This window comes from Frigoribacterium sp. PvP032 (assembly GCF_017833035.1).
Lineage (GTDB): Bacteria > Actinomycetota > Actinomycetes > Actinomycetales > Microbacteriaceae > Frigoribacterium.
Window position 1 is genome coordinate 3,257,102 of record NZ_JAFIBM010000001.1, and the last position, 25,426, is coordinate 3,282,527.

The 25,426-nt window shown below is 70.6% G+C and carries 17 protein-coding genes; 3 read left to right on the plus strand and 14 right to left on the minus strand.

What is annotated here, in order from left to right; genetic code table 11:
• Nucleotides 1-8: 8 nt before the first annotated feature.
• The 6 genes from JOE35_RS15070 to JOE35_RS15095 form a co-directional block, all read right to left on the minus strand.
• Entirely contained in the window at nt 9-677 is a 669-nt protein-coding gene (locus JOE35_RS15070) for a type II secretion system protein J (protein ID WP_209561720.1), read from the minus strand.
• Complete coding sequence (locus JOE35_RS15075; RefSeq protein ID WP_209561721.1) at nt 674-2,059, minus strand: carboxypeptidase-like regulatory domain-containing protein; 1,386 nt, start codon at nt 2,057-2,059, stop codon at nt 674-676. The genes JOE35_RS15070 and JOE35_RS15075 overlap by 4 nt, the downstream gene beginning before the upstream one ends.
• Nucleotides 2,060-2,142: 83 nt before the next feature.
• Nucleotides 2,143-2,616, minus strand: a complete 474-nt coding sequence (locus tag JOE35_RS16165; protein WP_209561722.1) for a type II secretion system protein — start codon at nt 2,614-2,616, stop codon at nt 2,143-2,145.
• 258 nt (nt 2,617-2,874) lie between these two features.
• Complete coding sequence (locus tag JOE35_RS15085) at nt 2,875-4,107, minus strand: type II secretion system F family protein (RefSeq protein WP_209561723.1); 1,233 nt, start codon at nt 4,105-4,107, stop codon at nt 2,875-2,877.
• Nucleotides 4,107-5,990: a type IV pilus twitching motility protein PilT gene (locus JOE35_RS15930; RefSeq protein WP_280870154.1), complete on the minus strand. Its 1,884-nt coding sequence runs from the start codon at nt 5,988-5,990 to the stop codon at nt 4,107-4,109. The genes JOE35_RS15085 and JOE35_RS15930 overlap by 1 nt, the downstream gene beginning before the upstream one ends.
• Before the next feature lie 121 nt (nt 5,991-6,111).
• On the minus strand, nt 6,112-7,785 hold the full coding sequence (locus JOE35_RS15095; protein ID WP_209561724.1) for a GspE/PulE family protein: 1,674 nt from the start codon (nt 7,783-7,785) through the stop codon (nt 6,112-6,114).
• A 325-nt stretch (nt 7,786-8,110) separates the two neighbouring features.
• On the opposite strand from JOE35_RS15095, the gene JOE35_RS15100 reads away from it, so the two are divergent.
• Nucleotides 8,111-8,869: a hypothetical protein gene (locus tag JOE35_RS15100; RefSeq protein ID WP_209561725.1), complete on the plus strand. Its 759-nt coding sequence runs from the start codon at nt 8,111-8,113 to the stop codon at nt 8,867-8,869.
• 47 nt (nt 8,870-8,916) lie between these two features.
• Here JOE35_RS15100 and JOE35_RS15105 read toward each other — a convergent pair whose 3' ends face one another.
• The gene (locus tag JOE35_RS15105; protein WP_307803110.1) at nt 8,917-9,456 is read right to left on the minus strand and encodes a GNAT family protein; all 540 of its coding nucleotides are present in this window, start codon (nt 9,454-9,456) and stop codon (nt 8,917-8,919) included.
• A 168-nt stretch (nt 9,457-9,624) separates the two neighbouring features.
• Here JOE35_RS15105 and map point away from each other — a divergent pair, with 168 nt between their 5' ends.
• Nucleotides 9,625-10,395, plus strand: coding sequence for a type I methionyl aminopeptidase (gene map, locus JOE35_RS15110; RefSeq protein WP_209561726.1), 771 nt, complete (start codon nt 9,625-9,627; stop codon nt 10,393-10,395).
• Between the two features lie 24 nt (nt 10,396-10,419).
• Here the strand turns inward: map and JOE35_RS15115 are convergent, their stop codons facing one another.
• The 3 genes from JOE35_RS15115 to rpoB form a co-directional block, all read right to left on the minus strand.
• Nucleotides 10,420-11,541 carry an N-acetyltransferase gene (locus JOE35_RS15115; protein ID WP_209561727.1) on the minus strand — a complete coding sequence of 374 codons (1,122 nt, stop codon included), beginning with the start codon at nt 11,539-11,541 and terminating at the stop codon, nt 10,420-10,422.
• Nucleotides 11,542-11,741: 200 nt separating this feature from the next.
• The gene (locus tag JOE35_RS15120) at nt 11,742-15,623 is read right to left on the minus strand and encodes a DNA-directed RNA polymerase subunit beta' (protein WP_209561728.1); all 3,882 of its coding nucleotides are present in this window, start codon (nt 15,621-15,623) and stop codon (nt 11,742-11,744) included.
• 49 nt (nt 15,624-15,672) lie between these two features.
• Nucleotides 15,673-19,164, minus strand: coding sequence for a DNA-directed RNA polymerase subunit beta (gene rpoB / locus JOE35_RS15125; protein WP_209561729.1), 3,492 nt, complete (start codon nt 19,162-19,164; stop codon nt 15,673-15,675).
• 349 nt (nt 19,165-19,513) lie between these two features.
• Between rpoB and JOE35_RS15130 the strand changes: the two genes are divergently transcribed.
• The gene (locus JOE35_RS15130) at nt 19,514-20,371 is read left to right on the plus strand and encodes a spermidine synthase (RefSeq protein ID WP_133738214.1); all 858 of its coding nucleotides are present in this window, start codon (nt 19,514-19,516) and stop codon (nt 20,369-20,371) included.
• 114 nt (nt 20,372-20,485) lie between these two features.
• On the opposite strand, the gene csrA is transcribed toward JOE35_RS15130, so the two are convergent.
• The 4 genes from csrA to JOE35_RS15150 all read right to left on the minus strand — a co-directional run bounded on the left by csrA (nt 20,486) and on the right by JOE35_RS15150 (nt 25,425).
• The gene (gene csrA / locus JOE35_RS15135; protein ID WP_209561730.1) at nt 20,486-20,776 is read right to left on the minus strand and encodes a carbon storage regulator CsrA; all 291 of its coding nucleotides are present in this window, start codon (nt 20,774-20,776) and stop codon (nt 20,486-20,488) included.
• 125 nt (nt 20,777-20,901) lie between these two features.
• Entirely contained in the window at nt 20,902-22,107 is a 1,206-nt protein-coding gene (locus tag JOE35_RS15140) for a hypothetical protein (RefSeq protein WP_209561731.1), read from the minus strand.
• A 1-nt stretch (nt 22,108) separates the two neighbouring features.
• Nucleotides 22,109-24,160: a flagellar biosynthesis protein FlhA gene (locus JOE35_RS15145; RefSeq protein ID WP_209561732.1), complete on the minus strand. Its 2,052-nt coding sequence runs from the start codon at nt 24,158-24,160 to the stop codon at nt 22,109-22,111.
• On the minus strand, nt 24,160-25,425 hold the full coding sequence (locus tag JOE35_RS15150; RefSeq protein WP_209561733.1) for a flagellar biosynthesis protein FlhB: 1,266 nt from the start codon (nt 25,423-25,425) through the stop codon (nt 24,160-24,162). The genes JOE35_RS15145 and JOE35_RS15150 overlap by 1 nt, the downstream gene beginning before the upstream one ends.
• Between the last annotated feature and the right edge of the window lies 1 nt (nt 25,426).

Genomic DNA, 25,426 nt, shown 5'->3' on the forward strand with positions numbered 1-25,426 from the left:
CGTCCTGTCTAGCGGGGGAGGTTGGGGGTGCCGATGGTGTTGACGAGGGTGACGCCGTTGTCGGCCGCGTTCGTGGTGCTCTTGATCGCCAGGGTCACCTGGACGAACGCGACGCGTCGCAGCTGGGCGTCGTCGAGACGACCGGTGGAGCCCGGCGTCAGGACCACCTTGTTCTTGTCGAGGTAGGCGAAGAGGGGCTTGGTGGCGGAAGCTGCCACGGGAGCCGTGAGCAGCCTCGTCGCGCTCGTGCCGGTGAACTGCCAGTAGGACGTGCCCAAGCGGACTGCCTGGGTGCGCACCTCGCGCAGCTTGCGACCGGCGTCGAGGTCGTAGGTGACCAACACGGGCTTCGTCTGGGTGTCGGCGAAGTTGACCGACGTCGACACCGTGAACATCTCGCTCGAGGCAGCCTGGAACGCTGGCCGGTCGGGGGCGCTCGGCTGCTGCTGGTCGACGGCGGAGCGGACGGTCTGCGCGAGGGCGTTCATGCCGTTCGACGACTCGCGCACGTTGACGTCGACCGTGCGTGCCGTGCTCGTGGCCCGTGTGAGCGAGAGGACCGTGCCCGAGGTGACGGCGAGCACGATGCCGAGGATCATCATCGCGACGATCAGCTCTACCAGTGTGATCCCTTGGTCCCGACCCGCTGCCGCGAGGCGACGCCGGAGGGCGGTCACGGTGCGCTCCGGGGGTCGACGGTGACGACGTTGCCGCCTCCCAGCAGGCCGAGGAGGGCCTCGACCAGGTTCGCCGAGCTGTAGTTGGCGTTCTCGTTGGAGCTGCTCGAGAGGCTCCACGTCCCCGGGGGAAGGGCGACCGACACCGTGTTGCTGTTCGCCGGGATCCGGAAGGTCAAGGTGGTCCCCAGGGCGCAGCCCGGGTCGCCGTTCGCCTGGGCCGTCGTGGCGGCCGTCGCCCGCACGAACAGGTCGCTGGTCCTGACCTTCACGGGCACGGTCACGAGGTTGACGCTCACGTCGCGGGCGACGTTGTCGACCGTGTAGTCGGGAGCGACCGCGGGCCGCGCCTTGCCGGTGCGGCGATCCGTGGCGGTGGGCCACTCCACCGGGTTCGGCGACTTGCAGGTGCCGCCCGCGGTCCCGGCCTTGGCGTAGGTGCCGCCGAAGACCTGGTAGCCGGACGACTGGGGGTAGAGGTACTGGACGTCGGCCGGCGCCGTGACCACGGAGCGCGTGGAGGCGCTCACGAAGGTGACGGCCTGGTTCGACGCCCTGATGGCCGAGCCCGACGCCCAGGTGAGCTGGTACTGGTCGGCTCGCGCGTAGTCGAACTTCGCGTTCGTCGAGCTGCCGGAGCCGAGGGTGACCTGCTGGGACGGCGCCCGGTTCTGGTCAGGCGACACCCAGACCTCGCCGTCGGCACGCGACAGCGTGACCGTGTAGGTGCCGGGGGCGACCTTGATGGCGAACGCGCAGCCGTTTCGATCGGTCGGCGCGGGGACCGAGACGGCCTCGAGGGCCTTCGCCGTGTTCGGCGTGACGTCGGCCGCCGGTGTGACCGTGGCGGTGACGCCCTTGACGCCGGCGCCGGTCTGGTCGGTGACCGAGACGAGGATCGTGCCCGTCGTGGCGTCGTAGATCTTGCCGTCGGGCGAGAGCACGGTGTCCGCACGCACGGGCTGCGTGGTCGAGCGCATCCCCGACCAGGTGACGGTGACGTTCACCCGCTTGTAGAAGAGCGAGCCTGCGCCGGTCGCGCCGGTGAGGCACTGGCTGTCGACGCCGCCGGAGGTGACCCAGTTGACCTCGCGGACGACCGTGAAGTCGGTGCCGTTGATGCCGGGGTAGCTGGTGGTGGCGCCGTCGAGCAGGGTGGCGTTCGCCGCGCGGGCGAGGTCGATCTCCTGTGCGGCGAGGTTGGCGGCGACCTCACGGCCGCGGTTGTCGCTGGCCATGGACAGCGAGAGCCCGACGGCCAGGATCGACCCGGTGGTGATGAGCGCGAAGACCAGGAGGGCGATGACGACCTCGATGATGCCGAGGCCGGAGTCGTCGCGGAGGGAGGCAGGACGCAGGCGCTGCGCGAGGGGCTGGAACATGGTGGGTCACCTCCCGGTCGGGTTCGAGGGTGGGTCAGGAAGATGCGGCCGGAGCGAGGTCGAGCCCCGCTCCGGCCAGCCGATCAGGATCCGGCGGTCTTGGTGAAGACACCCGCCGAGCAGGTTCCCTGTGCGGTCCCAGCTGCGTCCGTGGTACCGAAGGTCTTGCCTGTGGTGCTCGTCGTCTGGATGCAGAACTTGTCCTTCGTGGCGTTCAGCGTGTACGCCAGAGCCGTGGTGTTGTCACCCATGCTCGCGCCGGCGCTGACGAGATCCGAAGCGATGTCGGCCTGCTTGGTGGCCGAGAAGGCGGCCGGAAGGGTGCCAGTGCTCGACTGGACGCTGATGATGGCGGTCTTGACGTTCGTCGCGTCCGACTTGACGCCGCTGTCCTTGGCGTTGTTCGTCACGTTGAGGTACACGGGGATGGCGATCGCGGCGAGGATGCCGATGATGATGACGACGACGAGGAGCTCGATGAGCGTGAAGCCCTTGTCCTTGTCCTGAGCGAGGTTCTGGCGGCGGGCGGAGAGCTTGCCCATGAGTGCGAAGTACATGACTGGTCCGTTCGAGATCGGGTGCGGGAGAGGTGATCGGAGGCGGTCACGTCGTTCCCGCCGGAGATGACTCTCCCAGCCCTCGAGACCCACGAGAATCCCGCAGACGGGGGGTTTGTGCCCGCGACACGGCCCCAGTCCGGGTCCCCCCCGAACGGGCAGAACCCCTGTTCAGGGGTCATTGCGTAAGCAACAGGCGTCGCGCACAGCGGAGGGCCCGACCATCGGTCGGGCCCTCCGGGCAGAACGGTGTCGCGACTACTTGATCAGCGCCGTGATCTGGAAGATCGGCAGGTACAGCGCGACGATCATGCCGCCGACGACGACGCCGAGGAAGGCGATCAGCAGCGGCTCGATCAGGGCCGTCAGCGACTCCGTGGTCGACTTGACCTCTTGGTCGTAGAAGTCCGCCACCTTCTCGAGCATCGTCTCGAGCGAGCCGGCGTCCTCGCCGACCGAGATCATCTGCGTGACCATCGGGGGGAAGACCCCGGACGCCGTCAGGGGCGCGGCGATGGACTCGCCCTGCCGCACCGACTCCGCGACCTCGACCAGCGCCTCCTCGAGCACGTAGTTGCCCGAGACCTCGCCGACGATCCGCAGGGCGGTGAGGATGGGGACGCCGGCGCCGATCATGTTCGAGAAGTTGCGGGAGAACCGCGCGATCGCGATCTTGCGCAGCAGCTCGCCGAACACCGGCAGCTTCAGCTTGAGCGGGTCGAGCTTGGAGCGCACCTTGACGGAGTTCTTGTTCGTCTTCCACCAGATCGACCCGCCGATGCCGCCGACGATCAGGATCGGCAGCACGATCGGCATGGCCTGCGACGCGTAGACCAGCATCATCGTCGGCAGCGGCAGCTGCCCGCCGAGGTTCGTGAACATGTCCTGGAAGATGGGCACGATGAAGGTCAGCATGATGACGACCGCGAGCAGCGACATGACGAGCACGACGACCGGGTAGGTCATCGCCGACTTGATCGTCGACCGGAGCGCCACCTCCTTCTCGAAGTTGTCGGCCGTCGACTCGAGCGCCTTGTCGAGGAACCCGCCGACCTCGCCGGCCCTGATCATGTTGATCATCAGGGGCGGGAAGTGCTTGTCGTGCTTGCCGACCGCGTCGGAGAACGAGACGCCGGTCTCGACGTCGTCGCGCACCTCCTGCATGACCTTCTGCAGCGTCTTGTTGTCGACCTGGTCGGCGAGGATCGTGAGGGTGCGCAGCAGCGACAGGCCGGACGCGATCATGGTCGCCATCTGGCGCGACATGACCGCGATCTCCTTCATCTTGACGCCGCCGCCGCCGAGGCCGCCGATCGAGATCTCGCGCTGCAGGCCGGTGCCGTCGCTCGCCGCGGCGATCGAGATGGGCTGCACGCCCATGGTGCGCAGTCGGGTGACGACGGCGCCCTCGCTGGAGGCGTCGACCTTGCCCTTGACGACCTTGCCGGCCGAGTCGCGGCCCTTGTAGGCGTAGGCGGTGCTGGTGGCCATCAGTTGCTCCCGATCGAGAAGGCGTCGCCGAAGTCGATGCCGGCGTCGAGGCCGACCGTCTCGGACTTGTTGATCACACGGGTGACGAGACGGTCGAAGCCCTCGGCGTCGTGCACCTTCTCCATCGCCGCCTTGTGCGTGACGGCCCCGGTGTTGACGAGGTCGGCCAGCTTCTGGTCCATCGTGTGCATGCCGAGGTCGCGCCCCGCCTGCATCGACGACGCGATCTGGTACGTCTTGCCCTCGCGCACGAGGTTGCCGATGGCCGGGGTCATCATCATGATCTCGGTCGCGACGACACGGCCCTTGCCGCCGGCCTTCGGCAGCAGCGTCTGGCAGACGACGCCCTGCAGCGTCGACGCGAGCTGGGTGCGCACCTGATCCTGCTGGTGCGGCGGGAACACGTCGATGACACGGTCGATCGTCTGCGCGGCGCTCTGCGTGTGCAGGGTCGCGAACACGAGGTGACCGGTCTCGGCGGCGGTCAGCGCGACCGAGATGGTCTCGAGGTCGCGGAGCTCGCCGATCAGGATGACGTCCGGGTCCTGGCGCAGCACGTGCTTCAGCGCGTTCGCGAAGCTGTGCGTGTCGTGGCCGACCTCGCGCTGGTTGACGATCGCCTTCTTGTGCTGGTGCATGAACTCGATCGGGTCCTCGACCGTCACGATGTGGTCGGCGCGCGTGCGGTTGACCAGGTCGATCAGGGCGGCGAGGGTCGTCGACTTGCCCGAGCCGGTGGGGCCCGTGACGAGCACGAGGCCGCGGGGCAGCTTCGCGAAGCGACTGACGACCTCGGGCACGCCCAGGTCGGCGAGCTGCTTGATCTCGGTCGGGATGAGACGGAAGGCCGCGCCCATCACCCCGCGCTGCTGGTAGAAGTTCACGCGGAAGCGCGACTCGTCGGACAGCGAGTAGGCGAAGTCGAGCTCGAGGTGCTCGTCGAACTGCGCCTGCATGGTCGGGGTGAGCAGGCTGGTCAGGGCGGCGGAGACCGTCGGGGCGTCCCAGGGCTCACCGCCGGCGAGGGCCGGCTGCAGACCGCCGTCAACGCGGAGCGTGGGGGCCGCGTCGACCGTGACGTGCAGGTCGGAGGCACCCTGCAGCACGACCTCGCAGAGGGCCAAGATGAGCGCCGGGTGCGCGACCGTGCGGGCGTGCTCGTGCAGCTCGATGCCGGGTCGGGACTCGACCTGGTCGGTGGCGGGCGCCTCCTCGGCGGCGTGCTGGGCGCTGGACGGGGCGAACGACGGGACGCGCAGCAGGCCGCCGTCGCCGAGCTGGGGCGAGGCGGGCGCCGGTGCGTGAGCCGGTGCAGGCGCGGGCGCTGCGGCCGCGGCGGTGGGGGCCGGCGCTGCGGCTGCGGCTGCGGGCAGGACGGGCGAGGTCGGTGCGGCCGACGAGATGTCGGGCGACGAGGGGGCCGAGGAGGCGGCGGCCGGGGCGTCGATGTCGACCTCGTCCGCGAGGTACGCCGGCATGAAGGCCGCGCGACGACCCGTGCCGGGCTCGGGCTCGGCGACGGCGGGGCTCATCGGGGCGAACTGGGCGGCCGGGGTCTCGAACTCGTCGAAGCGGGGGTCGCTCCACGGGGTGCGCGCGGCCATGCCGCCGCCCTCGAGGGCGCTCGCGAGCCGTGCGGCGCGACGGCTCGTCGGCGCGGGGGTGGGGCTCCAGCCGAGCACCGCCTCCCCGCCTGCGTCGTCCATCGTGTAGACCGGGCCGCGGTCGTCCTCGTCGATGTGCGGCGCCAGGGTCGCGGGTGCCTTCGGCAGCTCCCACGAGTTCGCCGGGGTCTGCGTGCTCAGGTCGTTGCCGGGCGTGCCGGGGGTCCAGCCGTCGGCCGGGTCGACCTGGTCGGGGATCTCGAAGACGTTGTCGCTCATGCGGGCGTTCCCTCGGGTGCGGTGCGGCGGGCGGTACGGACGGGTGCGGTGCGGACAGGTGCGGTGCGGGCGGACGCGGTGCGGACGGGTGCGGTGCGGGAGCAGGTGCTGCGGCCCGCGCTCACGCGACGACCCGCAGGATCTCTTCGACGCTGGTCAGGCCGAGCTTCGCCTTCGCCCAGCCGTCGTGGCGGAGGCTGACCATGCCCTGCTCGGTGGCGACGCGGGCGATCTCGGCGCTCGACGCGCGGGAGACGGCGAGGCGCTCGATCTCCTCGGAGACGCTCATCACCTCGTGCAGGGCGATACGGCCGCGGTAGCCGGTGTTCGAGCACTGCGCGCAGCCGACGGGCTGGTAGACGAGCGGCGCGGGCTCGTCGAGGCGCACCGGGAACCGCAGGTGCTCGAGCTGGCGCGGCGTGTACGAGGTCGGCGTCTTGCAGCGGTCGCAGAGGCGGCGCGCGAGACGCTGGGCGACGACGCAGTCGATGGCGCTGCCGACGAGGAACGGCTCGATGCCCATCTCGGTGAGGCGGGTGATGGCGCTCGGGGCGTCGTTCGTGTGCAGGGTGCTGAGCACGAGGTGGCCGGTCAGCGACGCCTCGATGGCGATCTGCGCCGTCTCGTGGTCGCGGATCTCGCCGAGCAGGACGACGTCGGGGTCGGACCGCAGGATGCTCCGCAGCGCGCCGGCGAAGGTGAGGCCCGCCTTCGGGTTGACCTGCACCTGGTTGATGCCGTCCATCCGGTACTCGACCGGGTCCTCGACGGTGATGACGTTGATCTCGGGACGCGCGACCGCGTTGAGCGTCGTGTAGAGCGTCGTCGACTTGCCCGAGCCGGTCGGGCCGGTGACGAGGATCATGCCGTAGGGCTTCGAGTACGACGCCGCGTAGACGTCGAAGTTGCGCTCGAGCAGGTTGAGGTCACGGAGGCTCATCGACGTGTTCGAGTTGTCGAGGATCCGCATGACGACCTTCTCGCCCCACACCGTCGGCAGGGTCGCGACGCGCAGGTCGATCTGGCGGCCGCCGTGGCGCACCGACATGCGGCCGTCCTGCGGGCGACGGCGCTCGGCGATGTCGATCTCGCTCATGATCTTGAGGCGCGAGATCACGCCGTTCTGGATCGCCTTCGGCGCCGGCTGCATCTCGTGCAGCACCCCGTCGATGCGGTAGCGGATGCGCACGTCGTGCTCGGCCGGCTCGATGTGGATGTCGGAGGCGTGGTCGGTGATGGCCTGGCTGACGAGCAGGTTGACGAAGCGCACGATCGGCACGTCGTCGTCGGGGCCGGAGGAGGCGATGTCGGCCTGGGCGGACTCGACCGCACTGGTCTCCTCCTCGAGCGTCGAGGTCAGGTCGTTGAGCTCGTCGTCGGCACGGAGGTAGCGGTCGAGCGCGGCCTGCAGGTCGGCGCGGTCGGCGAGCACCGGCTCGACGCCGATGCGCAGCGCAGCGCGCACGTCGTCGATCGCGAAGACGTCGCCGGGGTCGGCCATCGCGAGCAGGAGGAGGCCGTCGCGCACCGCGATCGGCAAGACGCTGTGCCGGCGGCAGACGGCGGCGGGCACCATCGTCACGGCGGCGCGGTCGACGGGGTAGTCGACGAGCTCGACGAAGTCGACGCCGTTGGCCTGGGCCCTGGCGCGGGCGACCTGCGCGGGGGTCACGGTGCCGGACTCGAGCAGCTCCCTGATGGACGCCTCCTCGTCGGCGCCCCGGCGCCCCACGCGGTCGAGGTGCTCCATGGGCAGCAGCCCGTGCAGGATCAGGATCTCGGTCATCGAAGCCACGGGTGCATCTCCTCGGTACGCGCGCCCGGCATGTCGGGGTCCTGGCGGCAGGTCGTCGGGAGTCGTCCCGAGCAGTCGCCACGCTACGGCGAGGGCGCTCGCCCGACACGTCCCAGTGAGGGTGCCCCCCGTCTGCGTCACAGCCCCTCCGGCAGGGCCGAGGAGGCGCGGCGACCGCCCCGGAAGGGGGTGGCCGTCGCCCAGAAGAGGGGGTGGCACGCCGTCGGACGCGACTGCTCTAGTGGACGACGGCGATCCTGGGCCCGACGACACGTCCGGCCCAGTTCCACGGATGGAACCCGCCGATCCCTAGGAGCCCCGCACGATGCACGGTCACGAGACGACGTTCGAGCCTGCCCGGACCGCGTCGGCGGCCCCGCAGGACCCCCCGACATCCGACGCCGGCAGCCCCGGGACCACCGGCATCACCCTGCCCGCGTTCGGCTGGACCGGCGTGGCCATCGCCCTCCACCGCCTCCAGCAGCAGCCGGCCGGGTCGATCGTGGTCGTCCACCAGGCAGGCCGGCCGCCGCTCGTCGTCGACGTCGAGTCGAACGCGTACTGGTGGGACGCCCCGCTGGCGACGTTCCCCGCCGAGCCCGTCGACGTCGAGGTCGTCGTCGAGGCCGCGGATCCCGCCGACCGGGCGACGCGCGCCCCGGGCGCCGACCTCGACGAGCTCCTCTGGCTCATCGGGAACCACTCGTTCCCGGGCGAGCTCGCCTGGTGGCTGCAGCGTGACGACCGCTACCAGCTGGTGCGCTGGCCGAGCTTCACCGCGCTGCCGCACACCCCCGAACAGCTGCGCATGACCGCGGTGCTCGTCGACGCCTCCCTGCCCGTCGTCGAGCTGGCGAGCGCCACAGGGTCGGACCCGGCCGAGGCCCGCCGCCTCGTCAACGCGTTCAGCCTGATGCGGCTGCTGCGCGCCGAGTCGCCCGAGCTCGCTGGCGCCGGCGCCGGCGCTGGTGCTGGTGCTGGTGCCGCCAGCTCGTCCGGCTCGGCTGCACCGGCCGTCGTGCCTGCGCCCCAGCGACGCCGCGCCGGCCTGTTCGCGCGGCTCCGCGACCTGCTCGGCCTCTGACCGCGCGCAGACGATGCCGTCGGCTCTCGTAGCCGTACGGCGAGGGCCTAGTCGAGGAGGCGCTGGTACAGCACGTGCTCGCGCCACTCCCCCGCGATGCGGAGGTAGCCCGGCGCCGTGCCGTACTGCTCGAAGCCGGCGGAGGCGAGCACGGCCCGCGACCCCGCGTTGTGCGGCAGGGCGCTCGCCTCGAGGCGGTGCAGCCGGAGGTGGGCGGCCGCGAGGTCGACGACGACGGCCAGCGCTGCCTTCGCGAGGCCCTGTCCCGTGCGCTCACGGTCGACCCAGTAGCCGACGGCCGCTTTCTGCAGCGGGCCGCGGACGATCTGGTTGAGCGCGATCGTGCCGACCACGCCGTCGCCCTCCATCAGGTGGAACGGCTGTTGCTCGCCGGCGTCGGCCGAGCTGATGCGTGCCTTGAGCATCGCGAGCTGGCCGGCGGGCTCGAAGAACGACGGCGCGCGCTCGGGATCCCAGGGGGCGAGGTGCTCGCGGTTGCGCCGGTGCGCGTCGGCGAGGGCGGCGGCGTCGCCGACCCGCGCCTCCCGCAGGAGGACGGTGTCGGTCAGGGCCTGCTCGAACTGCACGATCCGACCCTAGGGCGTGCCCGGGTCGGGTGCCGCGCGGCCGGTGCCGCAGGCGTCGTGGGACGTCGTGGGCGAGGGCCCACGCCCACGGCGTCCCTTCTCGCCTACGCCGTAGCATTGACAGGTCAGTTGTCCCGCCGCCCGCCGGCAGACCCGAGGAGACGCCCCGTGATCGAGATCTTCAGCCCCGCAGAGCTGGGCCGTGCCCGCGACTCCGGAGCGCTGGTCGGGCACATCCTGCACACCGTGTCGCAGCGCGTCGGGGTCGGCACGAACCTGCTCGAGATCGACGAGTGGACCCGCGAGATGATCGTGGAGGCGGGCGCAGAGTCCTGCTACGTCGACTACGCGCCGTCGTTCGGCCGTGGACCCTTCGGCCACTACATCTGCACCGCCGTCAACGACGCCGTGCTGCACGGCCTCCCGCACGACTACGCCCTTCGCGACGGCGACCTGCTGACCCTCGACCTCGCCGTCGTGCTGAACGGCATCGCCGCCGACTCGGCCCTGAGCTTCGTCGTCGGCACCTCGCGCCCTGCGGGCAGCACCGAGCTGATCGAGACGACCGAACGCGCCCTGGCCGCCGCGATCGCCGCGGCCGTGCCCGGAACGAAGATGGGCGACGTCTCGTACGCCATCGGCTCGGTGCTGACCGAGGCGGGCTACCCCGTGAACGTGCAGTTCGGCGGCCACGGCATCGGCTCGACCATGCACCAGGACCCGCACGTCGCCAACATAGGCCGCCCCGGACGCGGCTACAAGCTGCGCCCCGGCCTGCTGCTCGCCCTCGAGCCCTGGGTGATGGCCGACACCGACGAGCTCGTCACGGACGACGACGGCTGGACCCTCCGCAGCGCGACCGGCTGCCTCACGGCGCACAGCGAGCACACCGTCGCGATCACCGACGACGGCGCGGAGATCCTGACCGTCCGCGGCTGACCCGGCGGGCGGCCTGCGGGCAGGTCAGTACTCGCGGAGGTAGGCGGCACGGCGGCCTGCGACCGTGAAGCCCGCATGCTCGTAGAGGCCGACAGCGCCCGTCGGGCTCGTCGAGTCGACGTCGAGCACGCAGAGCTCGAAGCCCTCGTCGGCCTGGCGGGCGAGGGCCGTCGCGAGCAACGACTGCGCGAGGTGCCGGCCGCGCCAGGCCCGCCGGACGCCGACGTAGTCGACGTGGGCGCTGCGGCCGCCGTGGGCCGGCCACTGCTCGGGCTCGACGGTGGTCAGCACGAAGGCGACCACCTCCTCCTCGCCGTCGTCGCCCCCGGCGACCGCCACGAACGACAGGTCGGGACGGAACGTCGCCGCACCGACGAGCATCCGCCACACCTCGGGCGAGCTCGCCTGGCTGCCCCAGTGGTCGACGAACGCCTCGTTGCGGGCCAGCCGCGTCGCCTCCTCCCGGTCCGCCGAGTACTCCTCGAGCCTCACCGCGGGGTCGAGGGGCACAGGCTCGACCGGACGGGTCAGGTCGCGGCTCAAGGTGCTCCACCACCGGGCCGGGCCGAAGCCCTGGCGCTGCAGCAGGGCCGCGTGGCTCTCTGCCTCCTGCTCGACGCCCGCCGCGAGGACGGCCGGCAGGACGTCGTCCGAGACCGACAGGTGCTGCTCGCCGCGCAGCCGCTGCCACTCGACGAGGTCGCGTCCGAGACCGAGACCCCGCCTGCGCGGGTCGACGCCGCCGTCGACGGACACGCGCACGACCGACTCCCGCACCGGCCAGAGGAAGCTGAGGCCCCAGGCCACCAGCTGCCCGTCCGGCTCCTCGGCGACGACCGAGTCGCGCTCGAGGTCGATGCCCGGCATCTCGAGCAGCTGCCGCATCGACGACAGCGAGGTCACGTGCAGCGGGTGGTCGCGCGTCGCGACGCGACCGTCGAGCGCGTGCAGGGCACCGAGGTCGACGAGGGTCGCCGGGCGCCAGCTCAGCCCGTCGCGGTCACGAGGGAGGGGCGCGTCCGGCCTCGGGACCCGGGCGCTGACGGGCTCGGCGACCGAGTCGAGCCGGACCCCTGCGGCGGCCTCGCCGCGCGCGACGGTGGGCTCGACGGGCACGGACGACTGCGTGTGCTGCTCGGTGCTCATCGGTCCATACTGCCTGGTCTCGGAGGCGGGCCGCGAGCCGACCGGCCCGGCCCGCGCCTCCTCGTGGGTGCTCGGACCGACGGCGCCCTGACCGACGACGACGGGCCCCGTCCCTCGCGTGGTGCGAGGGCCGGGGCCCGTCGTGGTGCTGGTGACTCGGCCGACCGTCAGACCCGGGGGTCGTCAGGCCGGTCTCGTCGTCAGTTGTAGGTGCCGGGGGTGAAGTCGTCCGACGAGAACGAGTCGAAGTCCACGAAGCTGAGGTCAGCCTCGGTGAACGACGCGTCGTCCGTGAACACGCGGTTGGGGTACCGCTCGGCCTTCGCCTCTTCCGTCGCCTCGACCGAGACGTCACGGTAACGCGACAGTCCGGTTCCGGCAGGGATCAGCTTCCCGATGATCACGTTCTCCTTCAGACCGACCAGGGGGTCGCTCTTGCCCTCCATCGCAGCCTGCGTGAGCACGCGGGTCGTCTCCTGGAAGGAGGCGGCCGACAGCCACGACTCGGTCGCGAGCGAGGCCTTGGTGATGCCCATGACCTCCTGGCGGGCGGACGCGGTCCGCTTGCCCTCGGTCAGCGCCGCACGGTTGATCTCGTTGTACTTCGACCGGTCGACGAGCTCACCGGGGAGCAGGTCGGTGTCGGCGTGGTCGACGACGGTGACCTTGCGGAGCATCTGACGGACGATGACCTCGATGTGCTTGTCGTGGATCGGCACGCCCTGCGAACGGTAGACGTCCTGGACGCCGCCGACGAGGTGCTGCTGCACCGCACGGACGCCCTTGACTCGCAGGACCTCCTTCGGGTCGACCGCACCGGCGATGATCTGCGCACCGAGCTCGACGTGCTGACCGTCCTCGACGAGGAGGGTCGAGCGCTTGAGCACGGGGTAGATGACCGGCTCGTCGCCGTTGTCGAGGTTCAGGATGACCCGTCGGGCCTTGTCCGTGTCCTCGATCGTGATGCGACCGGCACCGTCGGCGATCGGGGACGCACCCTTGGGGGTACGTGCCTCGAACAGCTCCGTCACGCGGGGCAGACCCTGCGTGATGTCGTCGGCCGAAGCCGAGCCACCGGTGTGGAAGGTGCGCATCGTCAGCTGCGTGCCGGGCTCGCCGATCGACTGGGCCGCGATGATGCCGACGGCCTCGCCGATGTCGACCAGGTTGCCGGTCGCGAGCGAGCGGCCGTAGCACTGGGCGCAGACGCCGACCGCGGCCTCGCAGGTGAGCACGGAACGGACCTTGATGGTCTCGACCCCTGCCGCCACGAGCTCGTCGATCAGCACGTCTCCGACATCAGCGCCGGCCTCGGCCAGCACGGTGCCCTCGGCGTCGACGGCCGCGGCCGCCAGCGAACGGGCGAACACGGTGTTCTCGACGGTCGCGTCGCGCACCATGACGCCGTCGGCGTCGGGTGCGGCGATCGGCATCTCGAGACCACGCGAGGTCCCGCAGTCGTCCTCACGGATGATGACGTCCTGCGACACGTCGACGAGTCGACGGGTCAGGTACCCCGAGTCGGCCGTACGGAGGGCCGTGTCGGCCAGTCCCTTGCGGGCACCGTGCGTCGCGATGAAGTACTCGGCCACCGACAGGCCCTCGCGGTACGACGAGATGATCGGGCGGGGGATGATGTCGCCCTTCGGGTTGTTCACGAGGCCTCGCATGCCGGCGATGTTGCGCACCTGCAGCCAGTTGCCACGAGCACCCGAGGTGACCATGCGGTTGATCGTGTTGTCGACCGGGAAGTTCGCCCGCATCTCGGCGGCGACCTCGTTCGTGGCCTCCGTCCAGATCTTGATCAGGTCCGCACGACGCTCGGCGTCGCTGATGAGGCCCTTGTCGAACTCGGACTGCACCGCGGCGGCCTGCTTCTCGTAGCCCGCCACGATCTCCGGCTTGCGCGGAGGCGTGAGGACGTCGGAGAGGGCGACCGTGACACCGGAGCGCGAGGCCCAGTAGAAGCCCGCGTCCTTGATGTTGTCGAGCGCAGCGGCGACGGCGACCTTGGGGTACCGCTCGGCGAGGTCGTTGACGATCGTCGAGAGCATGCCCTTGTCGGTCACCTGCTGGACGAACGGGTAGTCCGCCGGCAGGTTCTCGTTGAAGAGCGCGCGACCGAGGGTCGTGTCGAGCAGGATGTCCTGTCCGACCTCGTAGCCCTCGGGAGCCTCGCCCTCGGCGAAGTGCACGCCGTTCATGCGGATCTTGGCCATCGCGTTCAGGTCGAGCGTGCCCTGGTCCTTGGCGAGGATCGCCTCGGACACGGAGGAGAAGGCACGGCCCTCGCCGACAGCGCCCTCGGTGACCGTCGTCAGGTAGTGCAGGCCGATGATCATGTCCTGTGCGGGCAGGGTCACCGGTCGGCCGTCGGACGGCTTCAGGATGTTGTTCGACGCGAGCATCAGGATGCGCGCCTCGGCCTGGGCCTCGACGGACAGCGGCAGGTGCACGGCCATCTGGTCACCGTCGAAGTCGGCGTTGAACGCAGCACAGACGAGGGGGTGCAGCTGGATGGCCTTGCCCTCGACGAGCTGGGGCTCGAACGCCTGGATGCCCAGACGGTGCAGCGTGGGCGCGCGGTTCAGCAGCACGGGGCGCTCGCGGATGATCTCCTCGAGGACGTCCCACACCTGCGGGCGCGAACGCTCGACCATGCGCTTGGCGCTCTTGATGTTCTGAGCGTGCGACAGGTCGATCAGGCGCTTGATCACGAACGGCTTGAACAGCTCGAGCGCCATCTGCTTGGGCAGACCGCACTGGTGCAGCTTGAGCGTCGGGCCGACGATGATGACCGAACGACCCGAGTAGTCCACGCGCTTGCCGAGCAGGTTCTGGCGGAACCGACCCTGCTTTCCCTTGAGCATGTCGCTCAGGGACTTCAGGGCGCGGTTGCCGGTGCCCGTGACGGGACGGCCGCGGCGACCGTTGTCGAAGAGCGCGTCCACCGCCTCCTGCAGCATCCGCTTCTCGTTGTTGACGATGATCTCGGGGGCACCGAGGTCGAGCAGTCGACGGAGGCGGTTGTTGCGGTTGATGACGCGACGGTAGAGGTCGTTCAGGTCGGACGTCGCGAAGCGGCCACCGTCGAGCTGCACCATCGGGCGCAGCTCGGGCGGGATCACCGGCACGACGTCGAGCACCATCGCTGCGGGCGAGTTGCCCGTGGCGAGGAAGGAGCTGACGACGCGCAGGCGCTTGATCGCGCGGATCTTCTTCTGGCCCTTGCCCTCCGAGATCTGCAGGTGCAGGTTCTCGGCCTCGGTGGTCAGGTCGAAGCTCTCGAGGCGCTTCTTGATGGCCTCGGCGCCCATGTGGGCCTCGAAGTACATGCCGAAGCGGTCCTGGAGCTCGTGGAAGACGGCGTCCTCGGGCTTGAGGTCACCGACCTTCAGCGTGCGGAAGTCCTCCCACACGCGCTCGAGGCGGTTGATGTCCTCGTCGAAGGCCTTGCGGGTCTGGCCCATCTCCTTCTCGGCGACGTCCTTCGCGCGACGCTTCTGGTCGCTCTTCGCACCTTCTTCTTCAAGGGCGGCGAGGTCGTCCTCGAGCTTCTGCAGGCGGTCGGCGATGCGCGTGTCGCGCTGCGTCTCGAGCTGCTTGATCTCGAGGCGGAGCTCGTTCTCGAGACCGGGCATGTCGGCGTGCCGGCCCTCGTCGTCGATCGAGATCACCATGTAGGCGGCGAAGTAGATGACCTTCTCGAGGTCCTTCGGCGCCATGTCGAGCAGGTAGCCCAGACGCGACGGGACGCCCTTGAAGTACCAGATGTGCGTGACGGGGGCGGCGAGCTCGATGTGGCCCATGCGCTCACGGCGCACCGACGACTTCGTGACCTCGACGCCGCAGCGCTCGCAGACGATGCCCTTGAAGCGGACGCGCTTGTACTTGCCGCACGCGCACTCCCAGTCACGCGACGGCCCGAAGATCTGCTCTCCGAAGAGGCCGTCCTTCTCGGGCTTCAGCGTGCGGTAGTTGATGGTCTCCGGCTTCTTGACCTCACCGTGCGACCAGGCACGGATGTTCTCGGCCGTGGCCAGGCCGATCCGCAGCTCATCGAAAGTTGTTGCTTCGATCAAAATTCAGTCCCTTGTCAGATGTATCGACGTGTCGTTGTGGGAAGGGGGCTTAGATCTCGTCGACGTTCGACGACTCGAAGCGGGAGGAGATGTTGATGCCCAGCTCTTCGGCGGCACGGAAGACCTCGTCGTCCGTGTCGCGCAGGCTGACCGTCTGGCCGTCGGCCGAGAGGACCTCGACGTTCAGGCACAGCGACTGCATCTCCTTGATGAGGACCTTGAAGCTCTCGGGGATGCCGGGCTCCTGGATGTTCTCGCCCTTGACGATCGCCTCGTAGACCTTGACGCGGCCGAGGATGTCGTCGGACTTGATCGTCAGGAGCTCCTGCAGCGCGTACGCAGCACCGTAGGCCTCGAGGGCCCACACCTCCATCTCGCCGAAGCGCTGTCCGCCGAACTGGGCCTTGCCGCCCAGGGGCTGCTGCGTGATCATCGAGTAGGGGCCCGTCGAGCGAGCGTGGATCTTGTCGTCGACGAGGTGGTGCAGCTTCAGGATGTACATGTACCCGACGGAGATCGGGTTCGGGAAGGGCTCTCCCGAACGACCGTCGAACAGCATCGTCTTGCCCGACGAGCCGATCAGGCGGTCGCCGTCACGCGTGGGCAGCGTCGAGTCGAGGAGACCCTCGATCTCGCGCTCGGCGGCGCCGTCGAACACCGGGGTGGCGACCTTCGTGCCGGGAGCCGCGCTGAGCGCCTCCGGCGGGAGGTTCTTGGCCCACTCCTGGATGCCCTCGACGTTCCAGCCCTGCGCCGCGATCCACCCGAGGTGGATCTCGAGCACCTGGCCGAAGTTCATTCGACCGGGGACGCCCAGCGGGTTCAGGATGATGTCGACCGGCGTGCCGTCCGCGAGGAACGGCATGTCCTCGACGGGCAGGATCGTCGAGATGACGCCCTTGTTGCCGTGACGACCGGCGAGCTTGTCGCCCGCGGTGATCTTGCGTCGCTGCGCGATGAACACCACGACGCGCTGGTTGACGCCGGAGCCGAGCTCGTCGTCGCCGTCCTGCGAGTCGAAGACCTTGACGCCGATGACGGTTCCCTGCTCGCCGTGAGGCACCTTCAGGGACGTGTCGCGGACCTCGCGGCTCTTCTCGTTGAAGATGGCGCGCAGGAGGCGCTCCTCGGCCGACAGCTCGGTCTCGCCCTTGGGCGTGACCTTGCCGACGAGGATGTCGCCGGGGCGGACCTCGGCACCGATGCGGATGATGCCGCGGTCGTCGAGGTCAGCCAGCAGGTCGGGGCTGACGTTGGGGAGGTCACGGGTGATCTCCTCCTTGCCGAGCTTCGTGTCACGGGCGTCGACCTCGTACTCCTCGATGTGGATCGAGGAGAGGGTGTCGTCCTTCACGAGGTTCTGCGACAGGATCATCGCGTCCTCGTAGTTGTAGCCCTCCCACGGCATGAACGCGACGAGCAGGTTCTTGCCGAGCGCGAGCTCGCCGTTCTCGGTCGCGGGACCGTCGGCGATGACCTCGCCGACCTCGACGCGCTGACCGGCGTCGACGATCACGCGGTGGTTGTAGCTGGCGCCCTGGTTCGAGCGGTCGAACTTGCGCAGGTAGTAGTCCTGCGTGCCGCCCTCGTCGAGCTGGACCGTGACGACGTCGGCCGAGACCTCGGTGACGACACCCGCAGCGTCGGCGGTGACGACGTCGCCGGCGTCGATGGCCGTGTAGCCCTCCATGCCGGTGCCGACCAGGGGGCTCTCGCTGCGGACCAGCGGGACGGCCTGACGCTGCATGTTGGCGCCCATGAGGGCACGGTTCGCGTCGTCGTGCTCGAGGAACGGGATGAGCGAGGTCGCGACCGACACCATCTGGCGCGGCGAGACGTCCATGTAGTCGACCTCGTCCTTGGCGACGAGCTCCACCTCGCCGCCCTTCTTGCGGACCAGCACCTTGTCGTCGACGAAGTTGAAGTCGTCGTCGAGCGGGGCGTTGGCCTGGGCGACGACGAACTCGTCCTCTTCCGAGGCGGTGAGGTAGTCGATCGTGGTGCTGACGTTTCCGCCGTTGACACGACGGTAGGGCGTCTCGATGAAGCCGAACGAGTTGATGCGGGCGAACGACGCGAGCGAGCCGATCAGGCCGATGTTCGGGCCTTCCGGGGTCTCGATCGGGCACATGCGGCCGTAGTGCGACGGGTGGACGTCGCGGACCTCGACGCCGGCGCGCTCGCGGCTCAGGCCACCGGGGCCGAGCGCGCTGAGGCGGCGCTTGTGCGTCAGGCCCGACAGCGGGTTGTTCTGGTCCATGAACTGCGACAGCTGCGAGGTGCCGAAGAACTCCTTGATCGCGGCGACGACGGGGCGCACGTTGATCAGGGTCTGCGGGGTGATCGCCTCGATGTCCTGCGTGGTCATGCGCTCGCGGACGACGCGCTCCATGCGGGACAGGCCGGTGCGGACCTGGTTCTGGATCAGCTCGCCGACCGCGCGGATGCGACGGTTGCCGAAGTGGTCGATGTCGTCGACGTCGAGGCGCAGCTCGACGGCCTCGCCGTCGCGGGTGCCGTCGATCGTCTTCTGCTCGGCGTGCAGCGAGACCAGGTACTTGATCGTCGCGACGATGTCGTCGACGGTCAGGACCGAGTCGCCGAGGGGCGCGTCGATGCCGAGCTTGCGGTTGATCTTGTAGCGACCCACCTTGGCCAGGTCGTAGCGCTTCGGGTTGAAGTAGAAGTTGTCGAGGAGCGCACGCGCGGCCTCGGCGGCGACCTGCTCGCCGGGACGGAGCTTGCGGTAGATGTCCTTGAGGGCTTCTTCCTTCGTGAGGATGGCGTCCTTCTCGAGGGTGGCCTCGATGGACGCGAAGCCCTGGAACTTCTCCGTGATCTCTTCGCTCGTGAGGCCGAGGGCCTTGAGGAAGACGGTGACGCTCTGCTTGCGCTTGCGGTCGATGCGGACGCCGACCTGGTCGCGCTTGTCGATCTCGAACTCGAGCCAGGCACCGCGGCTGGGGATGACGCGAGCCGAGTAGATGTCCTTGTCGGAGGTCTTGTCCGAGGCGCGCTCGAAGTAGACGCCGGGGCTGCGGACCAGCTGCGACACGACGACGCGCTCGGTGCCGTTGATGATGAACGTGCCGCGCTCGGTCATGAGGGGGAAGTCGCCCATGAAGACCGTCTGGGTCTTGATCTCACCGGTGAGGTGGTTCATGAACTCGGCGTTGACGTACAGAGGGGCGGCGTAGGTCTTGCCGCGCTCCTTGCACTCGTCGATGGAGTACTTGGGGTCTTCGAGCTCGGGAGCCGTGAAGCTGAGCTGCATGGTCTCGCCGAGGTCCTCGATCGGCGAGATCTCCTCGAAGATCTCCTCCAGGCCGGAGTGCAGCGCGAGGTCGGTGCGACCCTGCTCGGTCGCCTCGGCGAGGCGGGTCTTCCAGATGTCGTTGCCGACGAGCCAGTCGAAGCTCTCGGTCTGCAGCGCCAGGAGGTCGGGGACCGTCAGCGTGTCGGTGATCTTGGCGAACGAGAGGCGCGATGCGCCACGGCCGTTCTTGGGCGAGTTGGTGGATGCGGTGTTCGCAGCAGCCAAGGAAGTTACCTCCGTGGACCCCGTCGGGTCATCACTGTCGGACAGTATGAGTGGGTGGTGAACGGCCCTCCCGGGAACCGTCGGCCGCGCGGCAGGGTCACTGGACCGTGCCGGAGGCCGAGACCGAGGACGCCCCCGCCGCGATATTCGGGGGACTGTCTCGGATGTGCGTCGTCGACCGAGATATGACGACGGGACGCACGAGGGAGCGCAAAGGTCAATACTATGCAGCCGGGACACGCCTGGCAAGCCCTGTCGTTGACCTCGGGGCTGACCTCCGGTATAACGCAGGCGGTGCCGCGGAATTCCGGCCGCGCCTCGTCGTCGGGAGGGGTGGGAGGATCAACGCATGGCCGCACCCCACGACGACCCGCCCGCCGAGGTCTCGATCGGAGCGGGCCTCGCCCGCGTCGACGAGGACAGGCACCGGCCCGGCTCGTTCACCCTCGTCGTCGACGGCACCCCCCAGTCGCACGTCGACCTCGACGACCCGACGCACCTCGCCTTCGAGTACGTCCGCCGCATCGGCCACGCGATCGACCTGCTGCCGGAGGGGCCCCTCACGGCGCTGCACCTCGGCGGCGGCGCCCTCACGCTGCCCCGCTACGTCGAGGCGACGCGGCCCGGCTCGCGCCAGCAGGTGATCGAGCTCGAGGCCGACCTGATCGCGCTGGTGCGCGAGCGGCTGCCGTTCCCGAGGGGCGCCTCCATCAGGCTCCGCTACGGCGACGCCCGAGAGGTGATGGAGAAGCTGCCGGCCGGGCTGCGCGGCTCGGTCGACCTGCTCGTCGTCGACGTCTTCGGCGGGTCGCGGATCCCCGCCCACGTGACGAGCCTCGAGTTCTACACGGCCGCCTCCTCGTTCCTGTCGCCCACCGGCATGCTGATCGTGAACTCGGCAGACGGGGCGGGTCTCGCCTTCGCCCGCGGGCAGGCGTCGACCTTGTCGACCGTCTTCGAGCACGTCGCCGCCGTCGCCGACCCCGCGACCCTGAAGGGCAGGAGGTTCGGCAACGTCGTGCTGATCGGCTCGCCCTCGCCGTTGCCCACCGACCGCATGCCGCGGCTCTACTCGTCGGACCCGCTGCCGGCCAAGGTCGTGCACGGGCGCGAGCTGCGCGACTTCGTCGCCGGGGCTCCGGTCGTCACGGACGCGACCGCCGTGCCGTCGCCGGAGCCGTCGCGGAGCGTGTTCGGGAGCCGCTGAGTCGCTGCTCGCTGCTCGCCATCGCACCGGGTCCCGTGCAACGCACCGGTTCTAGACGCGGTGCAGTGCACGAGATGTGGTGCAGTGTCCCGGCGGGCGACCGGACAGCGGAGGCTACTGGTCGGCGCGGGAAGCGGGCGCCGGGGCTGGGGCTGGGGCTGGGGCTGGCGCTGGGGCGCCGAGGGCGGCACGGAGGCGGGCCTCGGCGTCGGCGGCGGAGGTGGCCCCGGCGGCCTCGACGTTGGCCTCGGTCACGGCCTTCACGACCTCTTCGCGCTGGATCTTGACCCCGCGCGGGGCGTCGATGCCGATGCGCACGCCGTCGCCACGGGAGTCGAGCACGGTGATGACGATGTCGTCACCGATGAGGATCCGCTCCCCGACCTTGCGCGTCAACACCAGCATCCCCCCACCTTAAGGGTGGAGCACCACGACGCGGACACCTAGTTGCCCCGGAACGCTGGTCGGGAGGGCTCGGAGCAGCAGATCGGGGCGACTCGTCCGCTTCCCGGGGCGGGCGGGCGGGCGGGCTAGGCGCGCCAGCCGACGGGGACGCCGAGCAGGTGCACGGTGCCGGGCGTGGAGGTGTCGTCCTCGCCGACGACGGCGACGGCCGCCACCGGCTGCACGGCACGGACGGCCTCGACCCAGCGGGCGGTGTCGTCGTGCTTGCGCCCGACGTCGACGGCGACCCAGATCTGGTCGGCCGCGATGGCCTCGAGGGCGGCGGGCGCGGCGGCGTCCCACGCGAGGGCGGTGACGACGGCCGAGTCCTCGTGCACGCCGGTCGCCCTGGCGAGGATCGCCCCGCGACGATCGGCGGCGTCGACCGAGCGCAGCCCGAACGACGTCGCCATCTGGGCGGCCACGCGGAACGCGTCGCCCGGACGCCCGACGACGACCACGAGGTCGCCTGCCCCGCGCAGCACGGCAGGGGCGGGGCGGTCGCCCGCGTCGCCGGGGGCGAGCGCCGAGGGGGCAGCCGAGGAGGCGGCAGCCGCGGCGAGGAACGCGGCGGCGGTCGTCAGGGGGCCGGCGGGCGCCTCCTCGGCGTGGGGCACCTCGACGGCAGGGGCCTCGGGGGCGGCGATGCCGTTGAAGGTGAAGTCGTCCATGATCTCGGCGAACGCGTCGGTGCGGGTCGAGAGGTCGGCGGCTGCCGCGGCGACCGCGGGCGAGGGGACGGCCGCGGACGACGCCGCACCCGCGGCCGAGGACGCGGCAGCCGCCGCACGCGCGGCACGGCGGGGGCTCGCGACCGGGAGCGGCTGCCCGGTCGAGGCCGCAGCAGCGGCCGAGGTAGCCGCGGCAGCGGCGGCAGCAGCGGACGCGGGCACGGCCCGCACGACCCGCGGGGCGGCAGCGTCGCGCCCGGCCAGCACGTCGTCGAACGGGTCGCGCTGCGCGACCCCGCCGCCCTGCACGCCGCCGCCGCCGCCCTGCGCGGCACCGCCGCCCTGCTCGAACCCGTCGGCGGCGTCCGCGTCGGCGAGCAGCGCCGCGATCCCGGCCCGCGAGGCCGGCGGCGTGATCGTGATGCGGGCCGTCGGCACGTCAGTGCGCGGGTCTGGCACCTCGACGGTGACCTCGTAGTGCTTGCGGGCGAAGACGCCCGCGACTCCCCCGACGGTCACCTTCTGGGCCGCGACGATGCGCGCCCCGGGGCCGTGCACGGCGCGGACCTCTGCCCGCAGCGCCTCGAGCGACTCGCCGCTCATCATCGTCCGCGTGGGCACGTCAGATCGCCGTGATCGGGTCGGCGGCGCGCACGACGCCCACGGTCTCGATGGTCGAGCCGGCGGCGGTGGCCTCCTGGTACGACAGCACCGGCAGCCCGCCCTGCTGAGCGGAGACGAGGCGGTGGATGGCCGGGCGGAGCGCAGGGGCGCAGACGAGCACGGCGCTGAGGCCCTGGGCCTCGACGGATGCGACCGACTCGCGCAGCGAGCCGAGCACCTGCTCGACGCGGTGGCCGTCGAGCAGGATCTGGGTGCCCTGGTCGGACGGCCGCAGCCCCTCGAGCATCGACTGCTCGAGGCCGGGGTCGATCATGATGACGCGGAGCACGCCCTGGTCCAGGTGGCGCGCGGTCAGGGCCGGCCCCAGGGAGGCGCGGGCCGCCTCCACCAGGCCCTCGGGGTCGGTCGAGACCTTGGCACGGAGGGTCAGGCCCTCGCAGATGCGGCCGAGGTCGTTGATCGGGACGCGCTCGGCGAGCAGGCCCTGCAGCACGCGCTGCAGCTCGGCGAGCGAGAGCATGCCGGGCACGAGGTCGTCGATCGCCGAGGCGTTGACCTGCTTGAGGCCCTCGGTGAGCACCCGGACGTCCTCGCGGCTGAGCAGCCGGGCGGCGTTGTCGGCGATGATCGACGACAGGTGGGTGACGAGCACCGAGACCCGGTCGATCACGGTCGCGCCGGTCATCTCGGCGCTGTGCCGCATCTCGGCGGGCACCCACTTGCCGGCGAGGCCGAAGACGGGCTCGACCGTGGCCGTGCCGGGCAGGCCGTCGAGCTGGTCGCCGAGGGCGAGCACCGAGCGGGCCGGGGCGACCCCGCGGCCGGCCTCGACGCCCGCGATGCGGATCGAGTAGGTGGAGGGCGGCAGGTCGACGCTGTCGCGGGTGCGCACCGGGGGCACGACGATCCCCATGTCGACGGCGATCTTGCGGCGCAGCGCCTTGACGCGGCCGAGCAGGTCGTCCGACGACCCGCTGACCATGTCGACGAGGTCGGGCGCCAGCAGGATCTCGAGCGCGTGCACGCGCATCTGCTCGAGCAGGTCCTCGGTCGTGTCGGTGGGGGCAGGAGGCGCGGCGAGGGCCTCGAGGGCCGCCTGCGCCTCCTCTGCCTTCGCCTTGGCCGCCAGGCGCTGCGAGATGACCAGCAGCCCGGTGCCGATCACGAGGAAGGGGACGATCGGCATGCCGGGGATGAACCCCATGCCGATCGCGGCGACGCCGGCGATCATGATCGCGATGCGCGACTGCGAGAGCTGCGTGGCCGCCTGCGACCCCATGTCGCTGTCGGCGCCGGAGCGCGTCACGATCATGCCGGTGCTGACCGCCATCAGCAGCGCCGGGATCTGCGTGACGAGGCCGTCGCCGATGGTGAGCAGGCCGTAGTGGTTCAGCGCCTCGCCGATCGCCATCCCGTTCTGGATCGCGCCGATCGCGACGCCGCCGACCAGGTTGATGACGATGATCAGGATGCCCGCGATCGCGTCGCCCTTGACGAACTTCGAGGCGCCGTCCATCGAGCCGTAGAAGTCGGCCTCGGCGCTGACGGCGGCGCGGCGCTCCTTGGCGACCTCGTCGGTGATCAGGCCCGCGTTCAGGTCGGCGTCGATCGCCATCTGCTTGCCGGGCATGGCGTCGAGGGTGAAGCGGGCGCCGACCTCGGCCACGCGCTCGGCGCCCTTCGTGACGACCACGAACTGGATGATCACGAGGATGCAGAAGATGACGGCGCCGATGATGATCGAGCCGCTGACCGCGACGTGCCCGAACGCGGCGATCACGTCGCCCGCGTAGCCCTCGCCGAGCACGAGGCGCGTCGACGCGACGTTGAGGCCGAGGCGGAACAGCGTCGCGACGAGCAGCAGCGACGGGAACACCGAGAAGTCGAGCGGCTTCTTCACGAACAACGTCGTGAGCAGGATCACCAGCGCCAGCAGGATGTTGAGGATGATCAGCACGTCGAGCAGCGGCGCCGGCACGGGCACGACGAGCAGCAGCACGATCGCGACGACGCCGACCGGCACGGCGAGCTTGGGGAGTGTCTTCTTCATCAGGCGGTTCCTCCGGTGGCGGCGGGACGGGAGAGCAGGGGTGCCGGCGAGGCGGCGGCGGGGGCCGGGGCGGGGCCAGGCGGGGGAGGCGCGGTGCGGGCGGCGCGGATCGCGCGCGGCACCGCGTCGGGGGCCAGCGACTCGGGGGCGAGCACGCTCGACACCTCGTCGGCCGTGGTGGGCCGGGGGTTCGCGTGGGCACGTCCGACGGCGGCTGTCGCGCCGCGCGCCTTCAGGGCCATCACGAAGGTGAGGACGCGGGCGACCGGCGTGTAGAGGTCGACGGGGATCTCCTCGCCGAGGCCGCACGAGGCGTGCAGCGCACGGGTCAGGGGCACATCGGCGACCATCGGCACGCCGTCGGCCTCGGCCTGCTCGCGGATCTTCGCGGCGACGGCGCCGGCGCCCTTCGCGACGACGCGGGGGGCGGCCTTGCCGGGCTCGTACTTGAGGGCGACGGCGTAGTCGGTCGGGTTGACCATCACCACGTCGGCGTCGACGATGGCGCCCATCATGCGGTTGCGGCTCATCGCGAGCTGGCGCGAGCGGCGCTGCGACTTGACCAGCGGGTCGCCGTCGCTGCTCTTGTGCTCGTCGCGCACCTCCTTCTTGGTCATGCGCGTCTTCTTGCGGTTGCGGCGCATGACGACGAACACGTCGGCCGCCGCCAGGAGGAGGCCGGCCACGATGGCGGCCTGCAGCAGCACCGTGGTGCCTGCCGCCGCCTCCTCGATGATCGCCGAGACGCTGAGGCCGCCGCCGCTCATCAGGACGGGCAGGAGCCCCTGAACGGCCATCCACAGGACGAGGCCGACGACGGCGGTCTTGATCAGGGCCTTCGCGCCGTTCCAGAGGGCTTGGGTGCCGAAGGTGGTCTTGAGGCCGTTGAGCAGGTTGAACTGCTCGTAGTTGCCGGTCATCCGCTTGACGTGCACGCCGCCCTGCACGACGGCGGTGGCGAGCACGGCCACGCCGACGACCGCGAGCATCGGGCCGATCGTGCCGGCCATCGAGCCCACGCCGCCGCCGAGCAGCTGCAGCACGGTGGTGTCGTCGGGGTGACGGATCACCTGGCCGATCGAGAAGAGCTGGTCGGTGCCGGCCTCGGCACCGCGCTGGATGGTGCTGGGGATCATCACGGCGGCCGCGCCGACGCCGACCCACGCGCTGAGGTCTTGTGAGCGCGAGAGCTGGCCCTTCGAGCGGACCTCCTTCATCCGCTTGTCAGTGGCTGCCTCGGTGCGCTCGCCGGCGTCGTCCGCCATC